The sequence below is a fragment of the Pseudoalteromonas sp. MMG012 genome (assembly GCF_018100875.1).
GTDB lineage: Bacteria > Pseudomonadota > Gammaproteobacteria > Enterobacterales > Alteromonadaceae > Pseudoalteromonas > Pseudoalteromonas aurantia.
In genome coordinates, this window is sequence record NZ_JAGJEF010000041.1 from 1 (window position 1) to 20551 (window position 20551).

The following is a 20551-nucleotide window of genomic DNA, read 5'->3' on the forward strand; positions in this document are numbered from 1 at the left end:
ACTGCTTTAGTACGGGGCAGGATTCTAGAGCAAGGTTCGGGGTGATGCAAGTGTAAAATCAAAAAAAATCAAAGTTTTTTGATTGAATGCTCATTATTACGGCAAAAACGCTAAAAAGCAGCAGTTAACGAACAAAATCAGACCAATAATTGAGTCCTCGAAGCACTAAGTCATCGACAAACACACTTGGCTTATCAAAATGCTGTTGTAATAACTCACCATATCCACCAGCAAAAATAACTTGCACCTGACTAAAATCGCATGGCAAACGCGCAATGCCTGAGTAAACCGCACCTAATGTCGCAACCAACGCCCCATTTTTAACTGCATTGGGTGTGTTTAAGCCTAGGCTTTGCTCAAAGACACTAACATCATCACTAAAAACTTTCTCTGTATTAGCAAGTAAACTGGCAATCATCATATCCAACCCGGGCAAAATCCACCCGCCTAGATGCCCCCCCGCACGAGTCACCACATCCACTTTAGTGGCCGTGCCAGAATCAATAATTACACAATCTTTACTATCATATAAATAATGCGCTGCAATGACCGTTAACCATCGATCAATACCTAGATTTTGGTATTGTTTATATGCGCACTTTATAGCCCCAAGCTCAGGACTAACACAGGCATGTCTCAGTTCAATACCATGCTGTTGTGCTTTTAGCTCTATTGCTCTGAGCAAATTAGAACTACCGACCTGAGCGACAACAATTTCTTCAATGTGTTGCCAAGGGATGTCAACTTCATCAATTCGCGTTATTTTCCCTTGTTGCTGTATACCGACCTTAACTGCCGTATTACCTACATCAATCAGTAATCTCACGCTTCATCCTTACGTAATGATATTTCTCCACCATAATAACTTTTCAACTCTCCATCTTGACGCAAGACAATACCACCTTGAGGGTCAATACCTTCACATATCCCACGCCATGTGCGCATACCTGTTGATAAAGTCACCATTTCATTTGCAAAAGCATTGACCTTATTCCATTGTTCTACCATGGCGGTTAAACCTGACTTTTCATACAGTGACAATCGCTGTGCCAAACTGTGTGTTAGTTGAGCAACTAATACATTTTTATCCAAGCTATGGGTGTGCGATGCCAAATCAGTCCAAGGCTGATCAATCCCTTTGGAAGCGTTCTCAGGCATTTGTAAATTAATGCCTATGCCAATTACTAAGTGGCATGGCCCTTCTACTTGGCCTTCAAGCTCCACAAGTACGCCTGCTAATTTACGACCATTTAAATAAATATCATTGGGCCACTTAAGCTCAACTGATAAGCCATATAACGCTTCGATGGCATCATAAACTGCCAAGCCAACTGCAATTGAGACGCCCATCGCGGCTTGCAAACCATCATCTAAACGCCAATAGTAACTATAATACAAATTGGCACCAAAGGGAGATTGCCACACTCGACCACGGCGTCCTCGACCCGCTTGCTGCATTTCTGCGACAAGTACTTGTCCCGACTCCAACGCCTCCCCTTGTTGAATACGGCGCATTAACTCACTATTAGTAGAATCAATGATCGGCTGTACTTCAACGCTATTTCGGCAACTTAAACGCTGCAAACTCGCCACGACATCCTGATGATTTAATAGCGGCAGACTTTCATTTAGGCAGTAACCTTTTCCATTGAGCGAAAAAATATCAATGCCCATTTCTTGCAATGATTTTATATGCTTAGAAATAGCAGCTCGACTAATGCCCAATTGAGTAGCAAGAAATTGACCGGAAATAAATCCCCCTTGATTTAACGCATGTAGAATTGCCAATTTATTACCTTGCGGTGCATTATTCATTGTTTGACTCCACAATCGTCACTTCGCCATCATTGCCGATTAACCTAACTTCATGCTCTAACCGCACTGCGAACTTATCATTCACACACTTTTGAATATGCTGAATAACCTGACACAATACAGTCCCTGAGCTGTGCCCTTCATTAACAAGCACCAAGGCCTGTTTTTCATATACTCGCACACCTGCGACTGTATATCCTTTGAGGCCTGATTGTTCTATCAGCCAGCCGGCTGCTAACTTATGACTATCATTACCCGCAGGATACGCAGGCATTGATGGATAACATGCCAATAGTTGTCGGTACTGAGTATTTGCAACAATAGGGTTTTTAAAAAAACTCCCTGAATTAGCTAACACGTGTGGATCTGGCAACTTACTTTGCCGTATCGCTATCACAGTGTCACAAACCTGCCGTGCTGTTATCTTGTCCGGATCAAGCGTTTGTAGAGGCCCATAACTGAGTGTTGGCTGCCAACATTTAGGAAGACACAACCCAACACGCGTGATCACAAATTGATTTTTAAGTGCATGTTTAAAAATCGAATCCCGATAGCCGAATTGACACTGGGTGTTACTGAGTCGTTCAAACTTGGCCTGTGATATATGGTAGCCCTCGACAAAATCAACAAACTGCGCCAGCTCTACGCCATATGCACCAATGTTTTGTATCGGTGCAGCACCAACCGTACCTGGGATCAGCACCAAATTTTCGAGCCCTGCAATCCCTTTATCTAGCAGGTGAATCACCACAGCATGCCAATTTTCGCCCGCAGCAAGCGATATCTTCCAATGAGTATCCATTTCATCGATCAATATGCCTTTATTTGACATTTTAATCACACACCCTGCGAAGTCAGTAATAAAAATGGTATTACTTCCCTCCCCTAATACACAAAATGGTTCAGTGAAGTCCAGTGAGCGCAACTGTTCTGCATTGTCTATCTCAATAATACGTCGACAATGATGCGGTAAAGCAAAAGTATGAAGTGACTGTAATGCTTGCACGTACGTGCCCTAAACCTTAACTAGTAATATTGAATAGTTTACCCCATTGGTTCGCTGGGCGCATCCATATGTGACTTTCCTATTCAGCATGGTATAACATGAGCTTATCGTTCACTTTTCACATTAATTTATTACAACAATAATGAGCAAGGATCCTATGAAACTTTCTGCCTTAGCTACCAGCTTAGTATTTGCTGGCCTCTCTCACTCAGCATTGGCAACCCAAGCTGTTGATGAACATACTTACGCCAATCTAAAAGATGTTATCAGTACCCATTTGCATTTAGATCTAGATGTTGATTTTGATGATAAACAGCTGGAAGGCTTCGTCGAACACACTCTTGATTGGCGTAATAGCCAAGCGCGTACCTTGGTACTTGATACGCGCGATCTCGAAATTGATAAAATCATGTATTTAGATGGTAATGGTCAATGGCATAAAGCGGCGTTCACCCTAGCAAAACGTGATAGCGTAAAAGGTGCCAAACTAACCATTACCTTTAATACACAAGCTAAAAAAGCGCGTATTTATTACAACAGCTTACCAAAAGCATCTGGTCTACAGTGGCTAACGCCTGTACAAACCGCCAGTAAAACTCACCCATTTATGTACAGTCAATCGCAAGCAATTCACGCGCGCAGCTGGATCCCTGTGCAAGACACACCTGCAATGCGTGTCACTTACTCAGCACGTATCAACACGCCAAAAGACGTCCGTGCGGTCATGAGCGCTGATAACTCAGGGGCATTTATTAAAGATGGTGATTATTGGTTTGACATGCCACAAGCCATTCCTCCGTACCTCATCGCTATTGGCGCAGGCAACCTTGAATATAAAGAAATGTCTCATCAAACAGCCATTTTTGCGGAGCCACAAATCTTAGATGCGTCAGTTGCTGAGTTTGATGATACACAAGCGATGATCGATAAAACAAATGTCATGTACGGTGAATACGCATGGGGGCGCTATGACTTACTGATGTTACCTCCTAGCTTTCCATTTGGTGGCATGGAAAATCCACGCCTTTCATTCATTACACCAACGGTTGTTGCAGGTGATAAAAGCCTCGTTAATTTAATCGCACATGAGCTGGCACACTCTTGGTCTGGTAACCTTGTAACAAACGCCACTTGGGAAGACCTCTGGTTAAACGAGGGTTTCACCTCTTATGTTGAAAACCGTATCATGGAAGAAGTATTCGGCCGTGAACGTGCAGTAATGGAGCAGGCATTAGATACCGCAGGCCTAAGAGCTCAGTTAAAAAACATCGCCGCGCCTGATACGCGTCTGAACCTAAAACTCAATGGTCGAGATCCAGATGATGCATTTAGCTCTGTACCCTATACAAAAGGGCAATTATTTTTAATCTATCTTGAAGAGAAGTTTGGTCGGGCCAAATTTGACGAATTTGTCAAAGGCTACTTTAGTAAATACTCATTTAAGTCATTAACAACAGCTGAATTTAAGGTTTACTTAAATACTCACCTATTACAAAAATACCCAGGTATTGTCAGCTTAGAAAAAGCCAATGAATGGATCCACCAACCAGGTCTACCTGTTGATGCGCCAAACCCAACTTCAGATGCATTCATTAATGTCGATAAACTTTCTACGGCATGGTTAAAAGGAGAAGGTACCGTCAATGATTTACCAACAAGTAGTTGGACTGTGCATGAATGGTTGCATTTCATCAATAACTTACCTAGAGATTTAAGCCTAGATCGCATGGCTGAACTTGATAGTGCATTTAACTTAACGACATCCACCAATGCCGAACGCGCTTTTGCGTGGTATATGTTAGGTGTAGGCAATGGCTATAAAGCAATTTACCCTGCACTTGATGAGCATTTATCAGGGATCGGACGTCGTAAACTGATAGTTCCTCTGTATAAAGCACTTGTAAAGAATGGAAAGCGGGAATGGGCACATAAAGTATATACAGCGGCCCGTCCAGGTTATCACCCGCTTGCTCAAGGCACTATTGATGCTATTTTTGCAAAGTAATACCTACTGAGTGCATAAATTGATAAGGGCCGTTACTGGCCCTTTTTTATTTTTTCTAAAAATGCCGCGCGCTGCCCTGAACTTGCTTGTTGCCACCAAAAATCGAGCATCGTTGCGGCATCAGGATGAGAAACGCCCTGCACCGGCTTTTGCGAACCCAATGATGGCGTAGTCAGCCAGGCTTTGGGTTGTGGTTTAGTGGACGCAGCACTTCTTTTGTCATGGCTATGTTGTGCAGGCATTGCAGCTATCATGCTTGACTGCGCAAAGCCATTGAGCTTCACGGCAAGCTGTGTTTTCGCATGCGGAGTAACAATGCGCACTACAGGGTTTTTAGCAAATATTTTTGCGGCATCAACGTCTTCAGCCCGCTCAAATGTGACCTGATATACCCCTTGTTCTGTTACATTCAATTCTATCCAGAATGCGTCTGAGTCCACCACTTCGTGTTCATCATAATCAAGCTCATATAAATCACTATATTGGAGTTTCAGTGCATATTGTCCTGGTGCGAGTTCTAATTCCGTAACCTTACTAAACAATGAGTGTTCGATAACATCATTATTAACCTGTAGCGGCAGTAGCTCCTCATTGAACTGAATGGTTGCTGCATGGCCATCTTTTAAAAAAGTGGAAAAAAGTAAGATGCAGACGTAGCTTTTTATTCTCATATCACGGTTTCCTTATTTACGTATATTTACAGTTGGCTATTTGACAGTTTGCCTAAACTTTGTCATTAGTGTACACCGTAATTTTTAAATTCTCTGCTAAGTCACGAATAACACATTTTATTAAGGATTATCAATGAGCAATAGCACTATTTTTGACAAAATTATTAACAAGGAAATTCCAGCCGATATTTTATATGAAGATGAATACACGTTGGCATTTAGAGATATCAATCCGCAAGCGCCATTTCATGTACTTGTAATTCCAAAAGCGAAAATTGCAACAATCAACGATGTCAATGAACAAAATTCACACTTAGTCGGCCATTTATATGTCGTAGCTGCTAAACTAGCTAAGGAACATGGGTTTGCCGAAGACGGATATCGTGTCGTCATGAACTGCAACGAAGATGGTGGACAAAGTGTATACCACATTCATTTACATGTCTTGGCAGGTAAAGCATTGGGGTGGCCACCATACACAAATACGAAAAAAGAACTACTTTAAAATATTCCCTGTTAAGGAATGTAAACAAGTAAGTTATTATTTCGAAAACATGAAAAGCCAGCTATATCATAAAGTTATAGTTTGAGTGATGTAATTCATTTGTATTCATAGCGTTATATGTCGATTACATATAGCAGAACTATCTATCGCTTGATGAAAATTCTAATACAAAAGGTCTGAGTCACGTGTTAGCATTGAATCATCAGTTGGAATAAGAGTGTTACCAAAAATGAGCAGTTCTGCCTTTTTGTTATTAGATAAAGAGCCTATTAACACCATAGGAATTAACGTTTTACAGCCATTGCTTAAAACGCAAGGACTAGATGTAACCACAGGTACCGATATAGCAGATGTGCCTGAAGGTACACGCCTATTATTTATAGAAACCGCAACCAATGATGCTTGGAATAAATTAAAAGAACAATTAGTCAGGCTGAAAGTAAGTTGCGATATCATACTATTTAACTTGGACGAGAATCCTGAGCTTGCCAATCGTGCATTACTAAGTGGGATCCGTGGTGTTTTTTATACCACTGATAACGCAGATGTATTAATGAAAGGTATTCGTCTCCTAATGGAAGACCAGCTTTGGTATCGCCGCGAGATCATGTGTAATGCGCTTAATCGTATGTTACAGTTTAACAAAGATGCACTGCACAAGTTAACTGAAGGTGATATTGAGCCCGTTAAACTCACCAAACGCGAAAAAGCAATTATTTCATTGATGAGTAAGGGGGCTAAAAATAAAGAGATAGCTGAAGATCTCAATATCAGTCCGCACACCGTTAAGACACATTTATATAGCGCATTTAGAAAAACCAAGTGCCGCAACCGTATTGAGTTACTCTCTTGGGCTCAGCAAAATATACCTGATGAAATTCGCTAAATACGAGTGTTAAAATTACAGCCGCTATATGCGGCTGTTTTTGTTTCTTTACTCCGCCCCGTACAGTCTCTATCCTTAACCACAAACCTTCAAAACAATAACAAGAATGTTCGACCCTAAAACACTGTATTTTACTAGTGCCATAATGATGGCCATGATGACCCTACTTAATTTTTTGACTTGGCGGACGAATAAAAGTACACCAGGCACCTTGCTGTACATATTTTATCCCATGGTTTTATTTGCCGCCATAATTGGGTTTTTTATCCATAGCGATATCGAGTCATGGCAAACCATCGGCCTCGCTAATACGCTCTTATTTGCCGCATCCATTATTCACTGCCTCGCCATCTGTCAGTTTCTGAACTATAAAGGCTGGGAGCTAAGACTATTTCTTATCGTCACAGCCTTTTTACTTGCCGCACTCGTGTACTTTAGTGCCGTGGATGATGATTTACGCTGTCGTATTTTTGTGTCTGACCTACAGCATATTTGCGAAGCAATCTTCTTATTATATCTGTTCTTGCGTTTTGCTCGCCCACTTTACCCCAATGGTACTATTGTATACGGTATCGTATTAACGCTAGTTTTAAGCGCTTTTTTAGCTCGTACGGTATTGATGGGAGAGGTCACCACTTTTACACTTCTTGAAGACAATTGGTTTGTTATTACGTTATTTGTTAACGGGGTATTAGCCCCTATTTTTTATGCCACTGGCATGGCCCTTTTATGTAATGAACGCCGTGAAGATCACTTAAATCAGCTTACTGAAAAAGCCAAAAAAGATCTCGAGATCAGGGGGCTATTTCTGTCCACTATCAGTCATGAGATCCGCACACCGCTCAATGGGATTTTAGGCAGTGCTCAATTAGTTTTAAACCGAACCACAAACCACCGCAACAAAGCGTACTGCGAAGCCATCGTCAATTCAGCAGCATCTCTTAACTTACTCATTGATAAAGTGCTCGATTACGCAAGTTTAGATCAAAGTGATGAGTCCCTTTACGAAGAAGATGTTGAACTCAAAAGTTGGCTCAATAACCTCTGTTTACTATTAAGCCCATTAGCCGAACAAAAGAAACTCAGCTTTGAGCTCATTTACGAGCTTCCTGAACAAGCTTGCTATTATTGCGATCAACAAAAACTCCGCCAAATAATTATAAACTTAGTAGGTAATGCTATTAAATTTACCGATAGAGGGTGTGTCAAAATCCGTGTAGAATTACTTGAAGAAGCGCATATGTCGCATATTGTCCGCTTTAGCGTGATAGATTCAGGGCCAGGTATTGATGAGGAAGACATTAGTAAATTAACCGAACCCTATGTGCAAAGTAGCGCCGGTAAAATCAAAGGTGGTACAGGGTTAGGGTTAGCAATAACCAGTCGATTATTAGATAGACTCGACAGTAAACTCGATATTCTCAGTGAACTCAATAAAGGCAGCTCTTTTAGCTTTGATATACCTTTAACCGTCGGCGAACTTAGCCTTGTTGAGCAACGCCACCATAATACAGATTGCATTACAGGTCTAAACATACTTTTGGTAGAAGATTTAGATTTGAATCAGAAGATTGCCATTGAGTTTATGGCAACTGACGAGCATAAGGTAAAGCTCGCAACCGATGGCGCCAGCGCGATTGAGTTACTGACACAACATCAATTTGATGTGGTGTTGCTTGATATGAACTTACCCGATTTCACTGGCCAAGAGGTGCTCCGTCGACTGCAAACAATTGAGCACAAAAACCAACGCACTCCGTTCCTTGCTTTCACCGCCAGTTTAAGTCCTGATGAAGTCAAAGAGTATTTAGCGCTTGGAATAAAAGACATTGTCGGCAAACCCATTAAGCAGGAAAAACTGCGACAAAAATTAAACGACTCACAGTCCGCACAGAAACCAAGTATGAGTGTGGAACTCACCGATACACTTTATGATGAAACGGCGGTTAGTTCACTAAAAAGTAGCTTTAGCGACGACGAAGTCTCTTCTATCTATAATGAATTTGTGCTGTCTGCGCGAAATAAGCTCATACATATTCAACAAATGCTTTCACAAGATAGTGAACAATGCATACGGTTACTTCATCGACAATCAAGTACCGCAATGCAGCTTGGGTTTAATCGATATGGTTTACTGTTAAAGAAAATTGAACGACGTTTACTTGAAAGAAAATCAAGTGATACCGAGCTTACTCAAGCAATGGCATTATGGCAGCAGAGTTTAGAAGCGTACCTTGATTTTGTAAGAAGAAATACCTTGAACTAGTTTGTAGCGACTAACATAACCATGGTAATACGCATGATTTACCCGCTGTTTAACGGTATTTTCTTACCGTTTATCGCGCATAATCGACATAACAGCCAAATTTAGTCATTCTCACTACTATTAAAGGTTTAATGCTGCGTATTAAACCGACCAATAACGATAATATGGAATTCACAATGGCATTTTTCAAAAAACCACTGACGGCCGCAATCAGCCTCGCGATTCTAGGCACAAGCCTACCGAGCTTAGCGGATACCACAAATACTACTGCCCCAGCAGCACAAGAACGTAAAACAGATACTTGGGATGTATTAAATACTCCGAGCGAAAAGCAAACAATCACCATTGACACCAATCAAACCACATGGAGCAACTTAGATGTTAGCCCTGATGGTAAGCACATTGTCTTTGATATGCTCGGTGATATATACATCATGCCTATCAGCGGTGGGAAAGCAACCGCGGTAACGAATGATATGGGGTGGAATATCCAACCTAAATTCTCTCCAGATGGCAGCAAGATTGCTTTTATTTCTGACCGTGCAGGTGGCGATAACCTGTGGGTAATGGATATCAATGGCGAGAATAAACGACAAGTGTCAAAAGAAACAAATAATATCGTTCACAACCCAGCATGGGCACCTGACGGACAATATATTGCCGTAAAGCAAGGTCAAGTGACAGGCCGCACTATCCCTGGTGGCTCAATTCGTATGTACCATATCAGTGGTGGTAAAGGCGTGATCGTTCGCGAGCGTTTACATGGTGCTAAATCTCAGAAAAATATCGCAGAGCCTGCGTTCTCAACTGACGGGAAAAAAATATATTACTCTGTTGATGGCACCGCTGGTGTAAGTTGGCAATACAATAAAAATGCACTTGGGACAGTGTTTGAAATCCGTAGCTGGGATTTAGCAACCGCAGAAGAAGAAACGATTGTCAAAGGCGCAGGAGGAGCCATTCGCCCGACACCAAGCCCTGACGGTAAATCTATTGCGTTCGTAAAACGTGTTGATGATGGTAAAGCCATGGCGAGTGCGTTATATGTTAAAAATCTGGAATCTGGGATCGAAATAGAAATTTATGCGGGCTTAGACAGAGATTTACAAGAAGCAAATGGAGCACATGGTAATACCCCTTCTTTTGCATATACGCCTGATGGCAAAGCGCTGGTGTTTTGGGCTGGCGGTGTATTTAGAACGGTAGATATTCAATCTAAAGAAGCACAGGTCATACCCACTCGAATCGTAGCAGAAAAACAAATTACACCTGCATTACGTTTTGCGGTTGATGTTGCTCCTGATAGTTTCAAAATAAAAATGGCTCGTTGGTCACAATTATCACCAAATGGTGAAACGGCACTTTTCCAAGCATTAGGTTATCTATACGTCAAAGATATAGAATCAGGTAAAGTCAGGCGCCTTACAAAACAAACCGATCACTTCGAGTTTTATCCAAGTTACTCACGCGATGGTCAATCGATTGTATACACCGCATGGGATGATAAAACGCTAGGTTCCATTCGCGTTGTTTCAGCGAAAGGCGGAAAAGGTAAAGTAATAACCAAGCAACCGGGACATTATATTTCACCGAGCTTTTCACCTGACGGCAAGCATATTTTATATAAGAAAGTAACCGGTGGTTACCTTTTAAATGGTGACTGGTCTATGTCACCTGGAATTTACCTTATTCCAAGTAAAGGCGGTAAAACAAAACGCGTTGTAAAATCCGGTGATAACCCACACTTTGGTGCTGAGTCAGACCGTATTTTCTTCTCTGTTGCAGGTGATACTGACCGAGAACTCAAAAGTGTTAACCTCAATGGGCAAAAAGAGCGCAGCCATTTTAAAGGCGATTACATTTTCGATTTTAAAGTTTCTCCAAATGGCCAATACGTTGCCTTCATTGAACACTTTAATACCTTTGTTGCTCCATTTACCAGCACGGGTAAAACCCTATCTATTAACAAAGGAACCAAATCCTTCCCTGTTAAGCAAGTGTCTAAGTACTCCGGCGATTACCTAAATTGGATAAGTGACAGTAGCGCGCTTACTTGGGCATTCGGCCCAAATTTATATCAGAGAAAACTCACTGATACTTTCGCATTCTTAACGGGCGAAGACATAAAAGCCAAAGAATTAACGGCCCAAGGTATTGATCTCAGTTTTACACAAAAAGCAGATAAACCTCAGGGTACACTGGCACTCGTCGGCGGTACCATAGTCACGATGCGTGATGCAGATAAGCAGCAGGAAATCATCGAAAATGGGGTTGTTGTTATCAAAGAAAACCGCATTGTTGCGGTCGGTAAGCAAGGTGACGTCACGATTCCAAGCGGTGCAAAAACCCTGGATATCACTGGTAAAACGGTTGTCCCTGGACTCGTCGATGCTCATGCCCATGGCAGTTACGGAAGCCATGACTTGCAGCCAAAACAAAACTGGAATCAATACTCAAACTTGAGCTTTGGTGTCACAACGATTCACGACCCTTCCAATAATTCATCTGAAGTATTCTCAATGGCTGAGCTGGCCAAAGCAGGTAAAACACTTGCCCCACGTATTTACTCTGTAGGCAGAATTCTTTATGCCGGTAATGCGCCTGGGTATAAAACGCCAATTAGCAACTTAGAAGAAGCGGAGTTCCATGTGAAGCGCTTAAAAGATGCCGGGGCTATCTCAGTGAAAAGCTATAACCACCCTCGCCGTGAAACGCGTCAGCAAGTGCTTGAAGCCGCTAAGAACATGGAAATTATGGTTGTGCCTGAAGGGGGATCTAAATTCCAGCACAATATGAATATGATTGTGGATGGACATACCGGTGTAGAACACGCCTTACCTATTCCTCATATTTATTCTGATATTGAACAAATGTGGGGGCAAACAGATGTTGGCTTTACACCCACTTTTGTGGTGGCTTATGGCGGAATTAAAGGGGAAGACTACTTCTACGAACATACTAATGTATGGGAAAATGAGCGCTTAATGAGTTTCGTACCGGATTATATTGTCAGACCTCGGTCTATTCGACCAGGCCAAGCGCCAGAAAGATTATATAACCACATATTGACAGCTGAAGTTGCCAAGCAATTGCGTGACGAAGGTGTCACCGTTCATATTGGTGCTCACGGCCAGCGTGAAGGTTTAGCAGCGCATTGGGAACTTTGGTCAATGGCCCAAGGCGGTTTCACCGCTTGGGAAGCGCTACGAAGTGGTACCATTGATGGTGCAAAATACCTTGGTATGGATCATGACATTGGGACTATCGAAAAAGGCAAACTTGCCGATTTAGCTATCATCGAGGGAGATGTGTTAAGCGATATTCGTCAATCAGAAAACGTGGCATATACGGTTATCAATGGGCGTATTTATGATTCGGCAACGATGAATGAAGTCGGTAACTACGATACTAAACGCGCACCGTTTTTCTTTGAAGGAGGCACTAAAACACAGATGCATCCTGCCACACAAATGTACATGGAAGAAAAAGCACACAAGTACCATTGGAAACACTAATTAATTGTTTCTGAAAATAAAAAGCCACCGATTGGTGGCTTTTTTATGCCATTTAAAAAAGACGCTATTTGCGAAATTAGGCACAAATTTTGTGTGCTTTCACTAGACGTAAACGAGAACTGTTCTACACTTTGCTGCAAAGATACATTTTGTATCAACAAAAATAACGAGAACAAGGAGTGCGCAATGGCCAGTATCAATGCGATTTATCAATCTTTAGACCTGACCAAAAAGCTTATTATTGCATTCTTATTGGTTGCACTTGCTCCCATTGCCGTTGTTATTTCTATGGCGCTATATCACGCCACAGACGCACTTCAGCAACAAGCCTATTCACAACTTGGGGCGGTTGGGGAAATCAAAAAAAGCGCCGTTGAACGCCACTTTAAAGCCGTAAAAAATAAAATGAGTGCGCTTGCACACAACCCATACGCACAAACCGCAGCCCGTGAATTCATTTATGCATTTAGTACACTTGATGGCACCGTTATTATTCCTGACACTTTAACGCAATTTTATCAGAATGAATTCACGACTAAATTTAATACTGAAAACCCGAGTGCAACGTTACCGGATAACTTAATTGATAGTATCAGTGCTGAAGGGCTTATGCTGCAACAACGCTATATTGCGGACAACCCGTTTGCACTTGGCGAAAAATCAAAATTGGTAAAAACCGACCATGATGATGATTATGATATGACCCACCAACGTCATCATGAATACTTTTTGAAAGTTGCTGAAATCAATCATTTCTACGATATTTTTATTGTGGATAACGAAACGGGTAACATCGTCTATTCTGTATACAAAGAACTCGATTTTGCCACATCGCTACTCACAGGGCCTTATGCAAATAGTAACCTTGCTGCTGTATTTCAAAAAGCCCGCTCGTTGAATACCCCCGAACAATATGCTTTTGTCGACTATCAACAGTACCTCCCCTCATACAATGCCCCAGCAAGCTTTATTGCCGCACCGCTCATCAACACTGGGCATGCACAATCTACACTCATTTTTCAATTATCAATTGATGCGCTGAATGACATCATGACGGAAAGAGAAGGGCTCGGTGATAGTGGTGAAACTTACTTAGTCGGGCGTGATGGATTAATGCGTTCAGATTCCTATTTAGACCCTGAAAATCACTCAGTAATAAACTCATTTAAATACCCAAGTAAAGGCGCTATAAATACGGAAGGGTTCCAACGTGCCATCGCAGGAGAGCATGGTCAGAAGCTGATCACCGATTACAACGGACAACCTGTACTTTCCGCTTTCATGCCCATAGATGTGTTAGGATCAGACTGGGCATTGCTTGCTGAAATAAACAAAGCAGAAGCATTTGATGCCGTCACACGATTACGTAATTTACTCATAGTCGTACTTGTATTCACGATTGCCGTCATCGTGGTTATTGCATTTCTCTTTGCGCGTACGTTAACTCGCCCGGCACATGCTTTAGTTAATACGATGCGCAGAGTTGAACAAGAAGGCGATTTCTCTATTCGCGCCCCCATCGCTTCAAAAGATGAAATTGGGCAATCTGCGCTTGCCTTTAATTCTCTATTAAATGAACTTCAGCAATCAATTTCAGAAACAAACTTAGTCATGAATGAAATGGCATCTGGACGTTTTTCAAAACGAATTAAAGTTCAGTGCAAAGGGGAGTTGGAAACATTAAAGCAAGCAACCAATCATTGTGCAAATAGCTTAGATGTTGCGATTGGCGAAATAAATCAAGTCATTAAAGCCATGTCAATCGGACAATTTGACTTGCAACTCACTGCACCTATGTCAGGCGATTTAGACAAACTAAAATCGAATGTAAACCAATCATTGCATTCTCTCAACGGCACTATGAATGCCATTGTGTCTGTTATGGAAAATGTCGAGCATGGTGACTTTAATGGACGCGTCTCTATTGATGCGCAAGGAAAACTCGGTCAGTTAAAAGATTGCGTAAATAACTCTATTTTCAGCGTGTCAGGTGCCATTGATGAAATAAGTACAGTGATGGGCGCTATTCGCCAAGGCGACTTCTCACAACGTATTGATATCCCATTAGAAGGTCAGCTCAATGCTCTAAAAGATAATGTAAACGTCAGTGTCGACAACCTCGCAGTTATCATCAAAGACATTAGTACAATAATGGCTGCAATGAGTAAAGGTGACTTTAAACAAAGTGTACAGTGCCCAGCTCAAGGTCAGTTAGGGCAACTTAAAGACGATATAAATACCTCTATTCACGGCCTTGATAAAGCAGTGAGTGAAATTTCTTCAGTCATGATGGCAATTAGCCACGGTCGCTTTGACCGCACAATCACCTCGGCTATGCCAGGCCAACTTGATACCCTAAAATCCGATATAAATAACTCTGTCGGTAATTTAAACCAAGTTATTGAAGAACTCGCCGCGGTGATGGCAGCAATGTGCAAAGGCAATTTCAACTTAAAGATACAATCGCCGCTACAAGGACAACTGCAACAACTTAAAGAAGATGTAAATACGTCTATTACTACAATTTCTGATGCAATAAGTGAAGTGACGCATGTACTCAGTGCTGTGTCTCAGGGCAAGCTAACCGACTCTATTTCAGGCAATTATGATGGCGTTTTCTTAGTACTAAAACAAGATGTCAATACCACTATCAGTAAGCTAACAGAAGTGATAGAGGGCATACAGTTATCAGCAAGCCATGTATCGCAAAGTGCAGGAGAGATTGCTGCCAGCAATACTGAAATTAGTGCCAGAACAGAAGAGCAAGCCGCTAATTTGGAAGAAGCCAGTGCGAGTACAGGCCACATTCTCAGTGAAATAACGGCTGTAGCCAAACAATCGGGTAATGCCGTAGAACTATCAAACGATGCCCAAAATATAGCCCTAGAAGGTGGTGAGCTTTCAAAAGAAACCGTCATAGCAATAGAAGAAGTCAATGGCGCAAGTAAAGACATCAATGAAATTGTGTCGGTCATCGATGGCCTCGCGTTTCAAACCAATTTATTGGCTTTGAACGCGGCAGTTGAAGCCGCTCGAGCTGGTGAACATGGAAGAGGGTTCGCAGTTGTTGCTAACGAAGTCCGAGAGCTTGCTGGGCGAAGCGCAGCATCAGCCAAGCAGATCAAAAACATCATTGCCAATAGTAATCAAAAAGTAGACCAAAGCACCGATATGGCAAATAGCTCTGGTCATAAACTCGAACAAATTGTCGACGCGGTTTCCAAAGTTAATAACACCATTGTCAAAATAAACCAATCAACGATCACACAACAACAAGCAATTAAAGAAGTTGACTTGGTTGTGCAACGACTGACTGATTTAATTCAAGAAAATTCAGCGATAACTGAAGAAACAATGGCGGCAGCGAAACAGATGGCTGATCAAGCACATCAAATGCACCGCTTGTTAGGTTACTTCTCGTTAAGTAAGCAAAGTGCAGACAATACGCAATTACTCACCCATCAATATAATCGCTAACTCAACTTAAATTCGTCGGCATCTAAATGGGCAGGGAAAGCTGCCCTAAATGCTTCTAGCTGGTTTTTCACTAAGTGAACGAATGCGACCGCAGACTGATTATCTGGTAATTGCATAATAGCTTCCCCCTTAAAATTATATGCAGCACTGCCCCCACTGTGGGCAACTTGATTACCATCTACACCAACTCGATTACAACCCAAGACATAACATTGATTTTCCATTGCTCTGGCCATCAATAATGTATCCCAAACATGACGCCGTGCTGCAGGCCAGTTTGCGACATTAACCATAACATCGTAGTCATTCCTATTACGTTGGAATACAGGAAACCGCAAGTCGTAACACACTTGGGGTAATATTCTAAAGCCGTTAATAGTAAAAACTTGTCTCGCTTGTCCCGCTTCGACATAGTCTCCTTCGTTACCCAATCGAAACAAATGCCGCTTATCATAATGCATCACAGTACCATCAGGTTTTACCCAATAAAACCGATTCACCTGCTTGGCACCCATTTGTACTAATACAGACCCCGCAACCACCGCTTGACAGTGCTGAGCACATTGAATTAGCCACTGCAGTATAGGTCCGCCTTTTGGTTCGCTGACCCCTTCATCAACCGCGAAACCCGTTGCAAAAGTCTCTGGCAATAAAATTAAATCAACCTTGTTTTTTGGTTCACTTAAACTTTCTGTTAATAGCGCCTGCAAAGCGGTAAAATTCATTTGTGGCTGTAACCAAACAATATCGTGTTGTACCACTGCAACTCGTAATTCAGTGCCCTTTGAATCATTTATAATTGGCATAGTTTCTCCGCTGCGATTAATAACGTAGCCGTTTCTTTTGCAAAACACAGTCGGATCACTTTGTCTGACGACCCTTGTGCATAAAATACGCTCAGAGGTATTGCAGCTATCCCCACTTCTTTCACTAAATACTCACAAAATGCCACATCATCTAATGAGGAGATTTCACTGTAATCCAGTAATAAAAAATACGTCCCTTCACTTGGCAGCACACGAAAACGACTGGTTGATAATGCATCGATTAAACAGTCTCGTTTTATTTGATAAAACTGGGCCAATTCATCAACATGTTGACCTTGCTCCACGAGCATATCGGTTAAAGCCAATTGTGCAGGCGTAAAGCTTGAAAACGTCACATACTGATGAATTTTTCTAAATTCATCCGTTAAGTGCGTAGGTGCAATACAGTAGCCCATTTTCCAACCGGTACAATGGAACGTTTTGCCAAAACTAGAGACCACAAAACTGCGACTTAACAACTCAGGATCACGTAACACACTCAAATGAGGCTGATTATCAAAGGTAATATGCTCATATACTTCATCACTTATCAGATAAAGTTCATATTGCATAACCAGCTTTTTCAACTGGGTGAGATCTGCCAACTTGAGTGTTTTAGCACTCGGGTTATGGGGGGTATTAATCACTATTGCACGAGTTTTTTCACTCATGAGCTGATATACCTGTGACCAATCAATTGCATAATCCGGCGCATGTGTTGCCACATGTACCGCTTTACCTCCTGCTAACTCAATGGCAGGTTGGTAACAATCGTAAGCAGGGTCAAAGACGATCACTTCATCACCTGGATGTATAATCGTTTGAATTGCAACAAATAGTGCTTCCGTTGCCCCTGACGTAATGGTTACCATCTGCTCAGCATCTATCTTCGTATGATAACGCCGCTTCACCAACTCACCTATTTGCAGTTGCAGTGGCTTTATACCTACCGAAGGCGAATATTGATTAAATCCTTCGCTACTATAATACGCTAACTTGGATTTCAATAGCTCTGGAGTGTCAAACTCGGGAAAACCTTGAGATAAGTTAATTGCCGCATACTGATTAGCCAACCCTGTCATTTTACTAAAAATACTCGTTGCAACAATCGGTAATTTACTCTGCACTGATACTCTCCAATTATACTTGTCCTGATCACCAAAGTCGGCTTGCTATTATACGGGTATACTTTACGGTGACTTTTCATATTACTTCAAACCAACGATAACCCCATGACGTATAAATTAGCACTGCCGTCGCTTAACAAAGTGTATGACTTATCACTGAACGTATCATAAACTGCAAATCATACTGTAGCTAGGTTACTTTATAGCGACGTAATATGAACCTACACGATCAATTACATGAATATATTTGCCAATTTACGTCAATTAAACGTGGCGGTTTAGCAATAAGATACGCGTTCACTTATCTCTCAAACAGCCATCGTTTTAACCGCGATACCAGCACAAAAAAGGCAACTTAACGTTGCCTTTTCTCTCATCATAATTTTAGATGCGCATCTAAAAATGCGAGTATGCGTTCATAGTATTGTGCACGATGCTTCGCTTTATAAAATCCGTGTCCCTCACTTTCTAGTAACATAAACTGGTAAGGATGCTTGGCTTTTTCCAACGCCTCTATCAGTGACTCAGCCTGTTCAATCGGCGCTCTCTTATCTTCACCCCCATGCACTATTAGCACAGGCGCTTTTAGCTTCTCAATATTATGGCTTGGAGAAAAGTCTTTTAATTGCTGCTGATCGTCCCCCAAAACGCGAGCCAAATAGCTTCTCCCTGTTTTACGCCCCGCGACATCCCCCTCTTTAAACGTCAACGGTAAATCATACACACCAACAACACCAATAGCGCACTTGAACAAATCAGGCTCAATAATCGCGCTTTGTAGCGCCGAGTAACCGCCAAAGCTTGCTCCCATAATGCACATATTACTCGCGTCGGCATATCCTTGTTTGATCGCATACTGAGTGCCATCAATGATGTCATGTTGTATATCACTTCCCCACTTGCGGTATCCTGCTACTTCAAAATTTCGGCCATATCCACCTGAACCGCGAAAGTTTACTTTCAGTACTGCCATACCTCGACTTGCTAATAACTGACTTTCAACATCAAATCGCCAATAATCTCTTGTCCTATGAGGTCCACCATGTGGCATCACTACCAGTGGCAGATTTTTTGCTTCCTTTCCTTTTGGCAAAGTCAGGTAGCCACGAATTTCAACACCGTCGCGAGCGGTGAATTTTATCGGTTTCGTTTCAGACATTTTATCAGTAGGTAGCCAGCCCCTTTCGGAAAATAAAAAGCTCAGCTTTTTCTTTTCGCCATCATACAAATAATACTGCCCCGGGTTTTGATCACTCCAAACGTAAGCAATACTGCGCTTACCATCCTTACTGCTACTGATTAAATGTACTTGGCTATTAGGAAACGTCGCCAATAATGACTTTAACGTGCGGCTGCCTTGCGAATGACTATCTGTAAATGCGTAACTCGGATATCCAGACTCTAATTCAATCGCAATGACTTCTTTGCTAAAGCTATCAAGCCATACCCTTGAAGGTGATACCTCATTATCTTGAAACACCTTGGTCGTTACACCCGTTGTTAAATCAAGCTTGTAAATGCCTTGCGGGCCCCCAGATTCAGACGCCCCTATTAACGCGTATTTACCTGATTTATCGAATGACCATGGCATCACATCTTGTAAAGCGGTATTTTCTAAAGGCAATGAACGCCATTTATCCCCACGCTTATCTCTAATATGAATAGACTGGTTTATATAATTATCAGTAGAAACGACAACACGTACACTCCCTTGATGGTCGGTTACATAACGGCCCATTTTTGAAGGAGATCCTGCAACACGCTTACGGTGTCCATTGTGAATATTGACTCGGTACACGACTGTTTTAGGCTCTTTAACCATACGCCATGGGTACGTCACGATTAGAATATGATCTTCATCATCGGGGAGGCTATCTAATACATAAGAAGTGCCGTTTAAAGGGGGGACTTTTTTAATTGCCGAACCAGTTTGCATTTCACCTTGATAACCAACCACATAACGCTGTCGTGTACCGTCCCAGTTCATAGCATACAGTTCGCCTCGATATTCTGGGTGTGCAGACCAGCCCCTCAAATATTGCTTTTCCGCAACCAGCCTCTTATTGCTTGCCCAGACATAAGCACCAACTTGTCCACTGCCACTAAAGCTAATTCCGCTAACTATTTTATTATCTTTCAGGTCAAGAATATAAAGGTTATTCTTGCCTTCAACTTTAGAAATAAAACTGAGGTACTTGCCATTGGGAGAAATTTGCACCTGTCGGTACGCAAAATCCTTACTAAAATCTGCCACAGAAATAATTTCGCCAGCATGAGTCCATTTGGCACTACTTAATATCAAAATTAAGCAACACACTTTAAATAATATTTTCATAATCTATCCTTATACGCCATTGTCGGTGATTTTATATCGCCGACAATCCAACATTCAATAGAAACTTACCTGTTCATCAAGCGTGCCCTGAACAGCTCCACTGACATACTCGTGGTAAATAGAGTAGTTCAGGACAA

Annotated in this window: 13 protein-coding genes; 6 read left to right on the forward strand and 7 right to left on the reverse strand. The window is 41.9% G+C overall.

All coding sequences use genetic code 11. From position 1 onward, the window contains the following. Positions 1-124 precede the first annotated feature (124 nt). From J8L97_RS13920 to murB, 3 genes are read right to left on the reverse strand one after another with little or no spacing between them, the layout of a single operon-like run. Positions 125-826: a type III pantothenate kinase gene (locus J8L97_RS13920; RefSeq protein ID WP_211050489.1), complete on the reverse strand. Its 702-nt coding sequence runs from the start codon at positions 824-826 to the stop codon at positions 125-127. Beyond that, positions 823-1815: a bifunctional biotin--[acetyl-CoA-carboxylase] ligase/biotin operon repressor BirA gene (birA, locus tag J8L97_RS13925; protein WP_211050491.1), complete on the reverse strand. Its 993-nt coding sequence runs from the start codon at positions 1813-1815 to the stop codon at positions 823-825. The genes J8L97_RS13920 and birA overlap by 4 nt, the downstream gene beginning before the upstream one ends. Continuing rightward, positions 1808-2821 carry a UDP-N-acetylmuramate dehydrogenase gene (murB, locus tag J8L97_RS13930; RefSeq protein WP_211050492.1) on the reverse strand — a complete coding sequence of 338 codons (1014 nt, stop codon included), beginning with the start codon at positions 2819-2821 and terminating at the stop codon, positions 1808-1810. The genes birA and murB overlap by 8 nt, the downstream gene beginning before the upstream one ends. Before the next feature lie 157 nt (positions 2822-2978). Between murB and J8L97_RS13935 the strand changes: the two genes are divergently transcribed. Then, a complete protein-coding gene (locus J8L97_RS13935; RefSeq protein ID WP_211050493.1) occupies positions 2979-4826 on the forward strand; it encodes a M1 family metallopeptidase in 1848 nt (615 codons plus the stop codon). A 32-nt stretch (positions 4827-4858) separates the two neighbouring features. On the opposite strand, the gene J8L97_RS13940 is transcribed toward J8L97_RS13935, so the two are convergent. After that, positions 4859-5497 (reverse strand): DUF2057 family protein, encoded by a 639-nt coding sequence (locus J8L97_RS13940; protein ID WP_211050494.1) that lies wholly within the window; start codon positions 5495-5497, stop codon positions 4859-4861. 133 nt (positions 5498-5630) lie between these two features. Here J8L97_RS13940 and J8L97_RS13945 point away from each other — a divergent pair, with 133 nt between their 5' ends. The 5 genes from J8L97_RS13945 (at position 5631) to J8L97_RS13965 (ending at position 16146) form a co-directional block, all read left to right on the forward strand. Next, positions 5631-6002 carry a histidine triad nucleotide-binding protein gene (locus J8L97_RS13945; protein ID WP_211050495.1) on the forward strand — a complete coding sequence of 124 codons (372 nt, stop codon included), beginning with the start codon at positions 5631-5633 and terminating at the stop codon, positions 6000-6002. Positions 6003-6231: 229 nt separating this feature from the next. Continuing rightward, positions 6232-6888 (forward strand): helix-turn-helix transcriptional regulator, encoded by a 657-nt coding sequence (locus J8L97_RS13950; protein WP_192509057.1) that lies wholly within the window; start codon positions 6232-6234, stop codon positions 6886-6888. Between the two features lie 106 nt (positions 6889-6994). Beyond that, positions 6995-9154, forward strand: a complete 2160-nt coding sequence (locus tag J8L97_RS13955) for an ATP-binding protein (RefSeq protein WP_211050496.1) — start codon at positions 6995-6997, stop codon at positions 9152-9154. Between the two features lie 176 nt (positions 9155-9330). Continuing rightward, a complete protein-coding gene (locus tag J8L97_RS13960) occupies positions 9331-12669 on the forward strand; it encodes an amidohydrolase family protein (protein ID WP_211050497.1) in 3339 nt (1112 codons plus the stop codon). Between the two features lie 186 nt (positions 12670-12855). Continuing rightward, a complete protein-coding gene (locus J8L97_RS13965; RefSeq protein WP_211050498.1) occupies positions 12856-16146 on the forward strand; it encodes a methyl-accepting chemotaxis protein in 3291 nt (1096 codons plus the stop codon). Here the strand turns inward: J8L97_RS13965 and J8L97_RS13970 are convergent. From J8L97_RS13970 to J8L97_RS13980, 3 genes are all read right to left on the reverse strand, one after another. Further along, a complete protein-coding gene (locus tag J8L97_RS13970; RefSeq protein WP_247688678.1) occupies positions 16143-16871 on the reverse strand; it encodes an amidohydrolase in 729 nt (242 codons plus the stop codon). The two genes, J8L97_RS13965 and J8L97_RS13970, sit on opposite strands and share 4 nt — an antisense overlap. A 68-nt stretch (positions 16872-16939) precedes the next feature. Next, the gene (locus tag J8L97_RS13975; RefSeq protein ID WP_247688679.1) at positions 16940-18034 is read right to left on the reverse strand and encodes a methionine aminotransferase; all 1095 of its coding nucleotides are present in this window, start codon (positions 18032-18034) and stop codon (positions 16940-16942) included. A 421-nt stretch (positions 18035-18455) separates the two neighbouring features. Beyond that, entirely contained in the window at positions 18456-20414 is a 1959-nt protein-coding gene (locus J8L97_RS13980) for a S9 family peptidase (protein ID WP_211050504.1), read from the reverse strand. Positions 20415-20551 lie beyond the last annotated feature (137 nt).

Bases quoted from the DNA above. Each gene is read 5' to 3' on its own strand.
- birA (WP_211050491.1), bottom strand. From the start codon at position 1,815: ATGAATAATGCACCGCAAGGTAATAAATTGGCAATTCTACATGCGTTA.
- J8L97_RS13935 (WP_211050493.1), top strand. From the start codon at position 2,979: ATGAAACTTTCTGCCTTAGCTACCAGCTTAGTATTTGCTGGCCTCTCT.
- J8L97_RS13940 (WP_211050494.1), bottom strand. From the start codon at position 5,497: ATGAGAATAAAAAGCTACGTCTGCATCTTACTTTTTTCCACTTTTTTA.
- J8L97_RS13945 (WP_211050495.1), top strand. From the start codon at position 5,631: ATGAGCAATAGCACTATTTTTGACAAAATTATTAACAAGGAAATTCCA.
- J8L97_RS13950 (WP_192509057.1), top strand. From the start codon at position 6,232: ATGAGCAGTTCTGCCTTTTTGTTATTAGATAAAGAGCCTATTAACACC.
- J8L97_RS13955 (WP_211050496.1), top strand. From the start codon at position 6,995: ATGTTCGACCCTAAAACACTGTATTTTACTAGTGCCATAATGATGGCC.
- J8L97_RS13960 (WP_211050497.1), top strand. From the start codon at position 9,331: ATGGCATTTTTCAAAAAACCACTGACGGCCGCAATCAGCCTCGCGATT.
- J8L97_RS13965 (WP_211050498.1), top strand. From the start codon at position 12,856: ATGGCCAGTATCAATGCGATTTATCAATCTTTAGACCTGACCAAAAAG.
- J8L97_RS13970 (WP_247688678.1), bottom strand. From the start codon at position 16,871: ATGAATTTTACCGCTTTGCAGGCGCTATTAACAGAAAGTTTAAGTGAA.
- J8L97_RS13975 (WP_247688679.1), bottom strand. From the start codon at position 18,034: ATGACAGGGTTGGCTAATCAGTATGCGGCAATTAACTTATCTCAAGGT.
- J8L97_RS13980 (WP_211050504.1), bottom strand. From the start codon at position 20,414: ATGAAAATATTATTTAAAGTGTGTTGCTTAATTTTGATATTAAGTAGT.